This is a genomic window from Clostridium sp. B9 (genome assembly GCF_050509515.1).
Lineage (GTDB): Bacteria > Bacillota > Clostridia > Clostridiales > Clostridiaceae > Sarcina.
Genome location: NZ_JBNWKA010000003.1, coordinates 3821609 through 3835896, shown reverse-complemented (window position 1 = coordinate 3835896; position 14288 = coordinate 3821609). Strand labels below are relative to the sequence as shown.

9 protein-coding genes and 2 pseudogenes are annotated in these 14288 nt (G+C 31.6%); 10 read left to right on the top strand and 1 reads right to left on the bottom strand.

Features of this window, described 5'->3' with window-relative positions:
- Positions 1-59 precede the first annotated feature (59 nt).
- The 8 genes and pseudogenes from ACQZHJ_RS17350 (at position 60) to ACQZHJ_RS17315 (ending at position 8190) form a co-directional block, all read left to right on the top strand.
- Entirely contained in the window at positions 60-365 is a 306-nt protein-coding gene (locus ACQZHJ_RS17350) for a PTS sugar transporter subunit IIB (RefSeq protein WP_430486727.1), read from the top strand.
- Between the two features lie 74 nt (positions 366-439).
- Positions 440-745 carry a PTS lactose/cellobiose transporter subunit IIA gene (locus ACQZHJ_RS17345; protein WP_430486726.1) on the top strand — a complete coding sequence of 102 codons (306 nt, stop codon included), beginning with the start codon at positions 440-442 and terminating at the stop codon, positions 743-745.
- Positions 746-833: 88 nt separating this feature from the next.
- Positions 834-1730 (top strand): N-acetylglucosamine kinase, encoded by an 897-nt coding sequence (locus ACQZHJ_RS17340; protein ID WP_430486725.1) that lies wholly within the window; start codon positions 834-836, stop codon positions 1728-1730.
- Between the two features lie 19 nt (positions 1731-1749).
- A complete protein-coding gene (locus ACQZHJ_RS17335) occupies positions 1750-2841 on the top strand; it encodes a DUF871 domain-containing protein (RefSeq protein ID WP_430486724.1) in 1092 nt (363 codons plus the stop codon).
- A gap of 275 nt (positions 2842-3116) precedes the next feature.
- A complete protein-coding gene (locus ACQZHJ_RS17330) occupies positions 3117-4451 on the top strand; it encodes a 6-phospho-beta-glucosidase (protein WP_430486723.1) in 1335 nt (444 codons plus the stop codon).
- A 90-nt stretch (positions 4452-4541) separates the two neighbouring features.
- Positions 4542-5825 carry a PTS sugar transporter subunit IIC gene (locus ACQZHJ_RS17325; protein WP_430486722.1) on the top strand — a complete coding sequence of 428 codons (1284 nt, stop codon included), beginning with the start codon at positions 4542-4544 and terminating at the stop codon, positions 5823-5825.
- A 234-nt stretch (positions 5826-6059) separates the two neighbouring features.
- The gene (locus tag ACQZHJ_RS17320) at positions 6060-6674 is read left to right on the top strand and encodes a DNA-3-methyladenine glycosylase (RefSeq protein WP_430486721.1); all 615 of its coding nucleotides are present in this window, start codon (positions 6060-6062) and stop codon (positions 6672-6674) included.
- A gap of 42 nt (positions 6675-6716) precedes the next feature.
- A pseudogene (locus tag ACQZHJ_RS17315) lies at positions 6717-8190 on the top strand (4Fe-4S dicluster domain-containing protein).
- Between the two features lie 59 nt (positions 8191-8249).
- Here the strand turns inward: ACQZHJ_RS17315 and ACQZHJ_RS17310 are convergent.
- Positions 8250-8927, bottom strand: coding sequence for a hypothetical protein (locus tag ACQZHJ_RS17310; protein WP_430486720.1), 678 nt, complete (start codon positions 8925-8927; stop codon positions 8250-8252).
- 637 nt (positions 8928-9564) lie between these two features.
- On the opposite strand from ACQZHJ_RS17310, the pseudogene ACQZHJ_RS17305 reads away from it, so the two are divergent.
- Positions 9565-10615: pseudogene (locus tag ACQZHJ_RS17305) on the top strand (carbamoyl phosphate synthase small subunit).
- Positions 10616-10627: 12 nt separating this feature from the next.
- Positions 10628-13831, top strand: a complete 3204-nt coding sequence (gene carB, locus ACQZHJ_RS17300; RefSeq protein WP_430486719.1) for a carbamoyl-phosphate synthase large subunit — start codon at positions 10628-10630, stop codon at positions 13829-13831.
- Positions 13832-14288: the final 457 nt, after the last annotated feature.

Here is a 14288-nt window from a genome sequence, read left to right as displayed (position 1 = left end):
AAAAATAAAAAAAATAAATTAACAATAGATTAGGTTATTTATTCGAGGAGGAATATATTATGAAAAGAATATTATTAGTTTGTTCAGCAGGTATGTCAACAAGTTTATTAGTTAGCAAAATGCAAGAGGCAGCAAAAGCTAAAGGTGTAGAGTGTCATATAGAAGCAGTTGCAGAAGCAGAAGCTAAAAACAAAATCGATGAAATCGATGTATTATTATTAGGACCACAAGTTAGATTCTTATTATCAAAATTCAAAGGATTATTAGATCCTAAAGGAGTTCCAGTAGAAGTTATTGAAACTATTGCTTACGGAACAATGAATGGTGAAAAAGTATTAAATAGAGCTTTAGAAATCGCAAAATAATATAACGTAAAGTGGTATAATTGGGTATTTGATTGATAGAGAGACGGAATTTAAGACAAAAGGAAGTGTTAAGAATGGAAGAAATCATCATGAATTTAATAATCCACAGTGGAGAAGCTAGAAGCTATGCTATGGAAGCTATGCAACTTGCTAAGACTGGGGATATAGAGGGTGCTAGAGATTTAATAGAAAAATCAGCTGTACAATTAGGTGAAGCTCATAAATCACAAACGGCTTTAATTCAAGGTGAAGCTGGTGGAGATAAGGCAGAAATTTCAATGTTATTAATACACGCTCAAGATCACTTAATGACTACAATGACATTAAAAGACTTAGCAAATGAGATAGTTGATTTATATCAAAAAATAGATGAAAAGTAATATTATTACCTTTATTACTCACATAAATAAGCTCTAATGTTTTAAGCATTAGAGCTTATTAAATATAATTTGTTAAGGAGAGAGTGCGATGGAATATATCATAGGTGTTGATGGAGGCGGAACTAAGACTGAAGCTGTAGCTTATAATTTGGAAGGTGAGGTTGTAAAAACTTCATTAAGAGGATTCGCTAATCTTTTAAATGGTAAAGAAGAAGCCTTAGATAATATAGTGAATTCTATAAAAGAAATTATAGAGGATTTAGGTAAAGAAGAATTAAAAGGTATTTATCTTGGAATTGCGGGTATGGAAGTTGGAGATAATGCTACATACATATTAGAAGCTGTAAAAGAAGCTTTTGAATTAGAAGCTTTACTTATGAATGATGGAGAGTTAGCTTTAAAAGCTATGCTAAAAGGTGAAGATGGAATACTTGTAATAGCTGGTACTGGATCTATTGTATTTGGAATACATGATGATAAAGTAGCTAGATGTGGTGGATGGGGACATCTACTTGGCGATGAAGGTAGTGGATATAAAATATCAATAGATGCCTTAAAAAACATCCTTTTTGAAGAAGATAATTCTATTGAGAAATCAGAGTTATCAATGGCTATAATGAAAGAGTTTAATTGGAATAATGTTGATGAAATAGTTGAGTTTGTTTATTCATCATCAAAAGATGAGATAGCTAAGGTTGCACCTATAGTATCAAAATTTGCTGAGGCAGGAGATAATTTTGCTAAGGGAATCTTAGAAAAAGAAGCAATTGCTTTAGCTAAAACAACACAAAATGTATATGAAAAATTAGGTTTTGAAAAATGCTCAATAGGCTTAGTTGGTGGTGTTGTAAGAAAGAGCAAGATTATGAGAGAAGCTTTTGAGAGATGCTTAAATGAACATATAAATGTTATTGAGTTCATTGATGAGAGTGTTTCAGCAGCAAAAGGTGCTTATTACATAAATTTAAAAGAAAGAAATAAGTAGTAGAAGAGAGGTTTTTATAATGAGAAGATTAGGAATATCAGTTTATCCAAGTCATAGTCCAATAAACGAAATTGTTGATTATATACATTTAGCAGGAAAATATGGTTACAAAAGAATATTCACTTGTCTTATTTCAGCTAGCGATAAGAGTACTGAAGAAGTAATAGAAGAGTTTAAAATAATGTTAAAAGCAGCTAATGAAGAAGGTATGGAAGTAATAGCTGATTTAGATCCAACAGTATTCAAAAATTTAAATGCTTCAATACATGATTTAAAAGTATTCAAAGATATGGGATTAAGCGGAATAAGATTAGATATGGGATTCAGTGGACATGAAGAAGCTGTAATGACATATAATCAATATGGATTAAAGATAGAGCTTAACATGAGTAATGGAACTAAATATGTTGATAATATTATGTCATATGTTCCAAATGTAGAGAATCTATATGGTTGTCACAATTTCTATCCTCATGTTTATACAGGATTAGAGTACAACCATTTTATAAAATGCTCTGAGCAATTTAAAGAATTTGGATTAAAAACTGCTGCTTTTGTAAATGCACAAAGTGCAGATCATGGTCCATGGCCAGTTTCAGAAGGATTATGTACTTTAGAAGAGCATAGAGATCTTCCTATAGATGTACAAGCTAAGCATTTATTTGCAACTGGTCTAATTGATGATGTAATCATAGCTAATGCTTTTGCTTCAGAGGAAGAATTAAAAGCTTTAAGTGAAGTAAATAGAGATATGATAACTTTAGATGTTGAACTTGTAGACGATATTCCTGAAATAGAGAGAAAGATTGTTTTGGAAGAGCCTCACTTTAATAGAGGAGATATATCAGCATACATGATAAGATCAACTCAAAGTAGAGTTAAATATAAAGGAAATCCATTCCCTCCATTCAATACTCCACAGATTAGAAGAGGAGATATATTAATAGACTCAGATTTATACACTAGATATGCTGGTGAACTTCAAGTTGCTATTAAAGATATGAAGAATACAGGAAAAACTAATGTGGTTGGAAGAATTAGAGAAGAAGAAATATTCTTATTAGATTATATAAAACCATGGATGACTTTTGGATTTAGATTAAAAAAATAATAACTTATTTTAAAGATGCATTGAGTGATTAATGCATCTTTTTATGTATTAGTGTAAAAATCCTAGTATTAATGCACAGAATATGAGAAATTTTTTGAATATACCGTGTGTGTAAAGGTTTTTACACAGAAAAAAGTTAGTGTGTAATCAATTTCTATTAAAATTCTTAGTTAAAATGGGCTTTTGGAGGATTTTTAGTAAGTTTTAATTTTGGCATGGTAGTTGCTTTAATAATTAGTGTAGGCAAAAGAGAAAAGATAAGGAGGTTTAGGAGAATGAAAAAAGGTATAAAAATCGTTACTATTGGTGGCGGATCTAGTTATACTCCTGAATTAGTAGAAGGCTTTATAAAAAGATACAATGAACTACCTGTAAGAGAATTATGGTTAGTTGATATAGAAGAAGGTAAAGAAAAGTTAGAGATAGTTGGTAACTTAGCTAAGAGAATGGTTGAAAAAGCTGGTGTACCAATGGAGATACACTTAACTTTAGATAGAAGAGAAGCATTAAAGGATGCAGATTTCGTAACTACTCAAATGAGAGTTGGGTTACTTGATGCAAGAATAAAAGATGAAAGAATTCCATTAAGTCATGGAGTTATTGGACAAGAAACAAATGGTGCTGGTGGATTATTTAAAGCACTAAGAACTATTCCAGTTATCTTAGATATAGATAAGGATATGGCAGAACTTTGTCCGAATGCTTGGATTATAAACTTTACAAATCCAGCAGGAATGGTAACAGAGGCTTTAATTAGATATGGAAGAAACAAAAAAGTTATTGGATTATGTAATGTTCCAATAGGAATGGAAATGGCGGCTGCAAAAGTTTTAGGTGTAGAACATAGCAGAATAAGAATGAACTTTGCAGGACTTAACCACATGGTATTTGGAACAGAAGTGTTTGTTGATGGAGAGAATAGAACAGCAGATCTTATCGATGCATTAGCAAATGGTGAAATTGGACAAATAGTTAAAAATATTTCAGATTTTTCATGGAATCAAGATTTTATAAGAGCATTAAATGTTATGCCTTGTCCATATCACAAATATTATTTCCAAAGCTCAAAAATGCTTGAAGATGAATTGAAAGAATTCTCAAAAGGAGAAACGAGAGCAGAGGTTGTTAAGAGAGTAGAAGCTGATTTATTCGATCTTTACAAAGATCCAAATTTAGATATTAAACCACCTCAATTAGAAAAAAGAGGAGGAGCTTATTACAGTGATGCAGCTTGCAGATTAATCTACTCAATCTATAACGATAAGGGAGATATACAACCTGTAGATATAAGAAACAATGGAGCTATAGAAGGAATAGATGATGATTCAGCCGTTGAAATTTCATGCGTAATAACTAAGGATGGTCCAAAACCACTAGCAGTTGGAAAGTTACCAGTAGCTGTGAATGGATTAGTTCAAGAGATTAAGAGTTTTGAAAGACTAGCTATAGAAGCTGCTGTTGAAGGAAGCTATGAAAAGGCTGTCTTAGCGTTAACTATAAATCCATTAGTTAGATCAGACGAATTAGCTAAAATATTAGTTGATGAGTTATTAGAAGCTCATAAAGATTATTTACCACAATTCAGAAGTTATTTTGAAAATAAAAAATAAAAAAGTATAATTCTAAGCTATCTAGTTGTCAGAAATTATATTTAGATATTATTATAGGTAGCTTAGATTAAATAAAAGGAGGAATTATACATGAAGAAGTTTTTCGAATTTATGGAAAAGTACTTTGTTCCTGTTGCCGCTAAAATAGGTGGGCAAAGACACTTAGTTGCAATCCGTGATGGTTTCGTAACTATCACTCCACTAGTTATAGCAGGATCATTTGCAGTATTAATAAACAATTTAGGTTTTGAATGGTACCAAAACATGATGAACTCTTTCTTACCAGCTAACTGGAAGGATTTTGGAGGATCAATTTGGAATGCATCATTCGGAATAATGTCACTTTTAGTAGTATGTACAATATCCTATCATTTAGCTAGGTCTTATGATAAAGATGGTATGGCTTCAGCTATGGTATCACTAGGATCACTTATTATACTTTATACATTTACTCCAGATGGTACAATACCAATGACTTATTTAGGTGGAGCAGGATTATTTGTAGCAATTATAGTTGCATTAGTAGCAACTGAAATATTTACTAGATTACTTGGAAATCCAAAGTTAGTAATTAAGATGCCAAATGGTGTGCCACCAGCAGTATCTAAATCATTTGCAGCTTTATTCCCATCAATCATAGTATTAGTAATAGCAGCAGCTGTTAAATACATCTTTGTTGGATTTGGAGTAACTAATGTACATGAATCATTATTCTTATTAATTCAAGCACCTTTACAAGGAGCTGTAGGAAGTTATCCAGGATTAATGATATTAGTATTTGTTCAACAATTATTATGGTTCTTCGGATTACATGGTTCAAACATATTAGCACCAGTTATAAATGCTGTGTTATTACCTTTAACAGAAGCGAATATGCAAGCTGTTCAAAGTGGATTAACTCCAGAATTTATCGTAAACAGCCAATTCTTAGACTCATTCATCAACATGGGTGGATCAGGAACAACTATTGGTTTATTAATAGCTATATTCTTAGTTGGTAGAAAGAGTAAGACTCAAATGATGATAGCAAAACTTGGTATAGCACCAGGATGCTTCAACATCAACGAACCTGTTATATTTGGTATGCCATTAGTATTAAACCCAATATACTTCATACCATTTATATTAGCACCAATGGTTTCAGGTACAATAGCTTACTTATTAACACTTTGGGGATTCATGCCAGCAGTATCAGTTATGGCTAACTGGACAATGCCACCAATAATTGGAGCAATACTTTCAACTAACTCATTAATGGGTGGTGTAGGAGCTCTTATATGTATAATAGCTTCAATAGCAATCTACATTCCATTCGTAATGATAGCAACTAGAGAAGAGTTAGAAGAAGAAAAGAAACAAGCACAAAACAACTAATTTTAAATAAATTAAAAAAGCACTTTGATGAAAATCAAGGTGCTTTTTTATGTTTTGGTTAAGGCTCTGTTTTAAGTGAGTGTTGGTTTTAGTTATTATAAAGTAAAATGTTAAATTAAATACTTTTAATTATTTTATGTGATTTATAAATAACTTTTTAGGTGTGGATAAAATTAAATTTAATAAGGATATAATTAATATATTGGATATAAAATTTAAGTTAAGAGGTGCTTTATGAGTTTAAATTCAGAGTTTTATAATAGAGATACATTAATCGTGGCTAGAGAACTATTAGGAAAGGTTTTAGTTAGAAAGATAGATGGAATTACTTTAAAAGGGAGAATAGTTGAAACTGAGGCTTATATAGGAGCTATAGATAAGGCTTGTCATGCTTATGGAGGCAAGAAAACCAATAGAACAGAAACTCTTTATGCAGAGCCAGGAACTGCATATGTGTATTCAATATATGGTATGTATTATTGTTTAAACTTAATAAGTGAGGAAAAGGATGTTGCAGCAGGAGTTCTTATTAGAGGAATTGAGCCTTTAGAAGGACTTGAAGAGATGAGTAAATTAAGATATAAAAAGAGTTTAAATGAGCTTTCTAATTATGAAAAGAAAAATTTTTCTAATCGACCATCAAAATTATGTATGGCTTTAGGAATAGATAAGAGGGATAACTGCATAAATACTATTAGTAGTAAAGAACTTTATGTTGAAGAGGATACTAATCTTAATGAAATAGAAATAGTTGAGGCTAAGAGAATAGGAATAGACTATGCAGAAGAGGCTAAGGAATTTTTATGGAGGTTTTACATAAAAGACAATAAGTTTGTTTCTAAGAAGTAACATAATCTTTGCTATTAATTTATTTAGTAGGGGAGTTTTATCATGGGAGTAAAAGAGGCTAATAAACAATATATAAAATTTGATACTTCTGTCCAAGTACTTAAGTATGAGGTTCTAAAGAGAATAGCAGAAAAAGAGTTTCATGGGGTTTTAGAAGAAGAGAAACTTAGTATAGCAAAAGAGATTGTTGATGATTTAAAACCAAATGTAAGATGTTGTATATTTAAAGAAAGAGCTATTGTAGAGGAAAGAATGAAGCTAGCATTAGGCGGACATAATAATATAAATAATATGGTTGAAGTTATTGATATAGCTTGTGATGAGTGTCCTGTTAACAGGTTTATAGTTACAGATGCTTGTAGAGGATGTTTAGCTAAGAAGTGTAGAGATAGTTGTAATTTTGGAGCTATAACTTTTGATAATAGAAGATGTAAGATTGATTATGAAAAATGTAAGGAATGTGGTAAGTGTAAGGATGCATGTCCTTATAATGCTATAGCAGAGGTTAAAAGACCTTGTATGAGGGCCTGTGTACCAAAGGCATTATCTTATGATGTAGAGAGCAAGAAGGCTGTTATAGATGATTCTAAGTGTATTCAGTGTGGGGCATGCGTTGTTGATTGTCCTTTTGGAGCTATTATGGATAAATCTTATTTAGTTGATGTAATAAGACTTTTAAAGAGTAAGGAAAATGTATATGCAATTGTAGCACCAGCTATATCATCTCAATTCAATCATAATAAGATTGGTAAGGTTATTACAGCTATAAAAGAATTAGGATTTAAAGATGTATTTGAGGCAGCCTTAGGAGCTGATTTGGTGGCTTTAAATGAATGCAAAGAGTTTAAGGAAAGAGGAGAAGTAGAATTTATGACTACAAGTTGTTGTCCAGCATTTGTGTCATATATAGAAAAGAACTATCCAGAATTAAAAGACTGTATTTCTCATACAGTTTCTCCTATGGTTGCTATAGCTAGGCTTATAAAGCGTGACAATGAAGGAGCTAAAACTGTGTTTATAGGAACCTTGTATAGCTAAGAAGATGGAGAGTTTAAGAGAAGAGGTTAGTGGAGATATAGATTATGTCTTAACTTTTGAAGAGCTCTTAGCTTTACTTGATTCAAGAAATATAAAAATAGATGAATGTGAGGAAAGTGAAACTAAGAATGGATCCTTCTATGGAAGACTTTTTGCTAGAAGTGGAGGAGTTACAGAGTCTGTTAAACATATAGTAGAAAGTGATGGAATAGAAGTTGATTTTAGACCAATTGTTGGTGACGGAGTTAAAGATTGTGATGTTAAGCTTAGACTTGCTAAATTAAAGAGAGCACAGGGGAATTTTTTAGAAGGTATGGCTTGCAAAGGTGGATGCATAAATGGTCCAGGCTCTTTAAATCATGATATTAAGAATAGTAAGGAAGTAGATAAGTATGGAAATTTATCTTCTTATGGAAAGATAAAAGAGACAGTAAAACAAATCGATTTAGAAACTTTGAATTTAGAAAAAAATAGATAAAAAATAAGCTGCAAGTTTTACTTGTAGCTTATTTTTTTAGGAGGTTTATTATATTAAAGTTAGTAGCAAACAAAAGAATTTATTCTTCTTAAATCAACTCCAAAATAAACCCATCTCCAGCCAGCCCATCTCCAGCCAGATACAGAACGTCTATCAACTCTAGTTAAATAAGCCCAGTAGCTACGGCCATTTCTTTGCCATATATAGGTATATCTATATAGACAGAACTTTATTGAACCAGGGCTAACACTTTTAACATTTCCTTGACCACTATAAGTAGAGTGTTGAACACCTGCGTCTTTTTGAGATGGTATATAAGATGGTGGTGGTCCCATAGGTGATGGTGATTGAGGGTTTTGCCAGTTTGTTGGCATTGGAAGCATATTTGATATATAGCCAATAGGAGCACTATGCATAAAATCTTGTCCCATGTCTTTTAGTGCATAAGGTAAATCTTGCATTACAGCAGGTACATTAGCAATATTATCGGGTATGTTTTTTATTGCTGGAGGTATTACTGAATATTTAAATTTTTTCTTTGATCTAGATTTATACTTTTTACTTCTATAATCTAAAATATATTCATCATCTATATCATCAGAAATATCAAAGTCTTCATAATACCTTTCAAGAGAATCTTGGTTTTCTTCAGGAAGAATCTCAAACTCACCAACTTCATCTATTTCTTCGTCATCGTTAAAGAATCTAATAAAATCTTCTGGATAAATTATTTCCATAAGTCTCTCCTACAAAAATTTTTACTCAGTATTAAATTATGCTTATTTAGTCCTAAAGGTGAATTTTATAATACATTAGTTTTTAAATTTAATAATTGCCAAAAAATGTAGAGAATTGACGAAATAATTATAGATTTTCAATGAATTCCATTGACAAAATGCTCGATATATATAATAATTATAATTGCTTCAATAGGACAATGAAGTAGGTATAGGTTTGAAATTAAGTTAAGGTGCTAGGTGTTTTACATCTAGCACCTTAACTTTTTATCGTGAAAATTTATTTAAAATTTCCAAATTAGTATTGACTATACAAATTGAATACACTATTATTATTTGTAATAAGATTTATCAATAAAGATAAAATACACTTTAAATTGGTCCCGTGAGGCCAGAAAGAGGTATAGTTATGTTAAATAGAATTTTTTGTTGTACAAAAAAACAGATACAATTACAAAATGAATTAGCTTTGTATTTTAATACAATTCCATATAAAGAGGTATTAGAGTGATTGATTTTTTAGCAATCGCTCTAATACCTCTTTCTTTTAAATAAATAACATTTAGAACGATGGCAATGGAATTAAGACCTTTTAAAGTGTGTTTTTAGAATATGATTTTAACTAGGAGGTCTAGAGATGAAAGCAAAGCTTATATTAGAAAATGGCGTAGTATTTGAAGGTAAAGCCTTTGGATATTTAAAGGAGTGTGTTGGAGAGGTAGTTTTCAACACAGGAATGACAGGATATCAGGAGGTTTTAACAGACCCTTCTTATTATGGACAAATAGTAACTATGACATATCCTTTAATAGGTAACTATGGAGTAAACTTAGAGGATTTAGAATCTAAGGAGCCAAAGGTTAGAGGATTTATAGTAAGAGAAAAATGTCAGTATCCAAACAACTTCAGATGTGAGTTAGAGCTTGAAACTTACTTAGCTCAAAATAAGATTTTAGGACTTGATGGAATAGACACAAGAGCATTAACTAAAATTTTAAGAAATAACGGAACAATGAAGGGAATTATAGTTTTAGACAATTCTACTTTAGAAGATGTAAAAGGAAAGCTTGAAGCTTTTTCAAACAGAGATGCAGTTTCAATAGTTTCAACTGATGAAAAGTATGAAATTTCAGGAGAAGGAAAGAATGTAGCTATAATCGACTTCGGTATAAAGCAAAACATTGTTAGAAACTTCGTAAAAAGAGGATGCAATGTTACAGTGTTCCCTTATGACGTTAAAGCAGAAGATGTTTTAGCAATAAATCCAGATTTAGTGTTCTTATCAAATGGACCGTGGAGATCCAGAGGACATGGGAGATGCAGTAAATGAAATCAAGAAGATTGTTGGAAAGAAACCAATAGTAGGAATATGTTTAGGACATCAATTATTAGCATTAACTTTAGGTGGACAAACTAAAAAGCTTAAGTTTGGACACAGAGGATGTAACCATCCAGTTAAAGACTTAATAAATAACAGAGTTCATATAACATCACAAAACCATGGATACTATGTTGCTACTTTACCAGAAAACATGGAAATAACTCATGTAAGTATGAATGATGGAACAGTTGAGGGAATGAAACATAAAGAATTACCAATATTCTCAGTTCAATTCCACCCAGAAGCATGTCCAGGACCAAAGGACAGCGAATACATCTTTGATGAGTTTATGAAGTATGCACTATAAGGAGGAAATAATATGCCATTAAATAAAGATATAAAAAAAGTTTTAGTAATAGGATCAGGTCCAATAATAATAGGACAAGCAGCGGAGTTTGACTACTCAGGTACTCAAGCTTGCCAAGCTCTTAAGGAAGAAGGGGTTGAAGTTGTACTTGTAAACTCAAACCCAGCAACAATAATGACTGATAAGGAAATAGCAGATAAGGTTTATCTTGAACCTTTAACAGTAGAATTCGTAGAAAAAGTAATAGCAAAAGAAAGACCAGATTCTCTTTTAGCAGGAATGGGTGGACAGACAGGATTAAACCTAGCTGTTGAACTTTATGAAAAGGGAATTTTAGATAAATATAATGTAAATGTAATAGGTACTTCAATAGAATCTATTAAAGAAGGGGAAGATAGAGAACTATTCAGAAACATGATGAATAGAATCAATCAACCTGTTATTCAAAGTGAAATTATAACTGACTTAGATGCAGGTATAGCTTTCGCAAGAATGATTGGATACCCAGTAATAGTTAGACCAGCTTACACTCTTGGAGGAACTGGTGGTGGAATAGCTAATAATGAAGAAGAGTTAATAGAAACATTATCATCAGGATTACAATTAAGTACAATTGGACAGGTTCTTTTAGAGAAGAGTGTTAAAGGTTGGAAAGAAATTGAGTACGAAGTAATGAGAGACTCATTTGGAAACTGTATAACAGTTTGTAACATGGAAAACATTGACCCAGTTGGAATTCATACTGGAGACTCAATAGTTGTTGCACCAAGCCAAACTTTATCAGATAAAGAGTACCAAATGCTTAGAAGTGCTTCAATAGATATAATAAATGCAGTAGGAATTGAAGGGGGATGTAATGTTCAGTTTGCTTTAAATCCACATTCATTTGAATATGCAGTAATAGAAATCAACCCTAGAGTTTCAAGATCTTCAGCTCTAGCATCAAAAGCTACAGGGTATCCAATAGCTAAGGTTGCAGCGAAGATTGCTTTAGGATATGGATTAGATGAGATAAAGAATGCAGTAACAGGAATGACTTACGCTTGTTTCGAGCCTTCACTAGATTATGTAGTAGTTAAGATTCCAAAATGGCCTTTCGATAAATTCCATGGAGCAGATAGAGCTTTAGGAACTAAGATGATGGCTACTGGAGAAATAATGGCTATAGGAAGCAACTTTGAAGCAGCGTTCTTAAAGGGTATAAGATCGTTAGAAATAGGAAAGTATTCATTAGAGCATAAGAAGTTCCAAGATCTTTCAATGTATGAGTTAAGAGAAAGGGTAATTTCTCCAGATGATGAGAGAATATTCGCTTTAGCTGAGATGCTAAGAAGAGGATATAGAATAGACATGGTTTCAAAAATAACAGGTGTTGATATATTCTTCTTAGAAAAATTTAGATGGTTAGTTGAAGAAGAGCAAAAGCTAAAGCAAAGTTCAATTGATGATTTAAATAGAGAGTGGTTACAAAAATTAAAGAGAAGAGGATTCTCAGATAAGGCAATCGCTGATATGTTAAGAGTTTCTCCAGATGAAATCTACAGATTAAGAGATATATGGCACATAAAACCTACTTACAAGATGGTTGATACTTGTGGTGGAGAGTTTGAAGCATTATCACCATACTACTATTCAACATATGAGCAATATGATGAGGTAGTTGTTTCAGATAATAAGAAGGTTGTAGTTATAGGTTCAGGTCCAATAAGAATAGGACAAGGTATAGAGTTTGACTATGCATCAGTTCACTGTGTAATGGCTTTAAGAAAGCAAGGAATTGAAACAATAGTTATAAATAATAACCCAGAGACAGTAAGTACAGACTTCAGTATTTCAGATAAACTTTACTTTGAACCTTTAACTGAAGAAGATGTATTAAACATAATAGATAAAGAAAGACCAGACGGTGTAATTCTTCAGTTTGGTGGACAAACAGCTATAAAACTTGCTAAATTCTTAAAAGAGAAAAACATTCCTACACTAGGAACTACTTCAGACCAAATAGATTTAGCTGAGGATAGAGAGCAGTTTGATGACTTATTAGAAAGATTAGATATTGCTAGACCAAAAGGTAAAGGTGTATGGAATCTTGAAGAAGGATTAGAAGAAGCTAGAAGATTAGGATTCCCAATCTTAGTTAGACCTTCATTCGTTCTTGGAGGACAAGGTATGGAAATAACTCATGACGAAGAGGAATTAACATACTACTTAACAAATGCATTTGAAAAAGATTCTAAGAATCCAATACTTATAGATAAATATCTAATGGGTAGAGAAATAGAAGTTGATGCTATATCAGATGGTGAAGAAGTTCTAGTTCCAGGAATCATGGAGCACTTAGAGAGAGCAGGAGTTCACTCAGGAGATAGTATAACAATGTATCCAGCCCAAAATATATCAGCAAAGATAAAAGCTGATGTATTTGATTATACTAAGAAACTAGCTTTAAGCATTGGAATAAAAGGAATGATAAACATTCAGTTCATTGAGTTTGAAGGAAAGCTTTATGTAATAGAAGTTAACCCAAGAGCTTCAAGAACAGTTCCATATATCTCAAAAGTAAGTGGAGTTCCAATAGTAGATATTGCTACTAGCATAATGCTTGGAGCAAAATTAAAAGACTTAGGATATGGCACAGGAGTTTATAAAGAGCCTGAGTTAGTATCAGTTAAGGTTCCAGTATTCTCAACTCAAAAACTTCCTAACGTTGAGGTAAGTTTAGGACCAGAAATGAGATCAACAGGAGAGGTTCTAGGAGTGGGAAGAAATGTATGGGAAGCACTGTACAAAGGATTTGTGGCTGCTAGTATGTACACTGGAGCTACAGGTAAAACAATTCTAGCTACTGTTAAAAAACATGATAAGAAAGAATTTATGGAGCTTGCTAAGGACTTAGATAAATTAGGATACAACTTCGTAGCAACAACTGGAACAGCTAATGAGTTAAGAGAAGCTGGAATAGATGCTAAAGAAGTAAGAAGAATAGGAGAAGAGTCTCCAAATATAATGGATTTAATCAAAAACAAGGAAATCGACTTAGTTGTAAATACACCAACTAAAGCTAACGATTCTAAGAGAGATGGATTCCATATAAGAAGAGCAGCTATAGAAAGAAACATCGGAGTTATGACTTCATTAGATACTTTAAAAGCTCTAGTAGATCTACAAAAAGAAGGTGCAGATAAGAGAGAATTGGAAGTATTCAACTTAGTATAATAAGAAAATAAAATAATTTAGGCTTACTTAATTTCAAATATGAGATTAAGTAGGTCTTTTTTTATGCTTCTTATTTCTACATATTTTTAATAACAGGATAATTATTTTTAGATTCTAATTAGAATCTATATATTATTTTATATGTGCTTTTAAGTTATGTGTTGTTTGAATTTGCCTTTTAGTAGGGCGAAGTTAGAGAAGATAAATTTAATTGAGAGACTAAATTTATTGTGGATTATTTTTTATATAAAGAAGAGATTTTATTCTAACGGAGCCCTTGGCGAGAATTTTTAAGATTTTTTAGGATACTTATAAAACTTTTTCAGACTTTTTTATTGAAAAATACTTAAAATTTATATTGTTAATCTAATTGTAGTAATTTTGTGGATAAAATGTATTAAAATTTAGTTTATAATAAAAAAGCTGTGATTAAAAAATAAAAAAATACTTTGTGGAA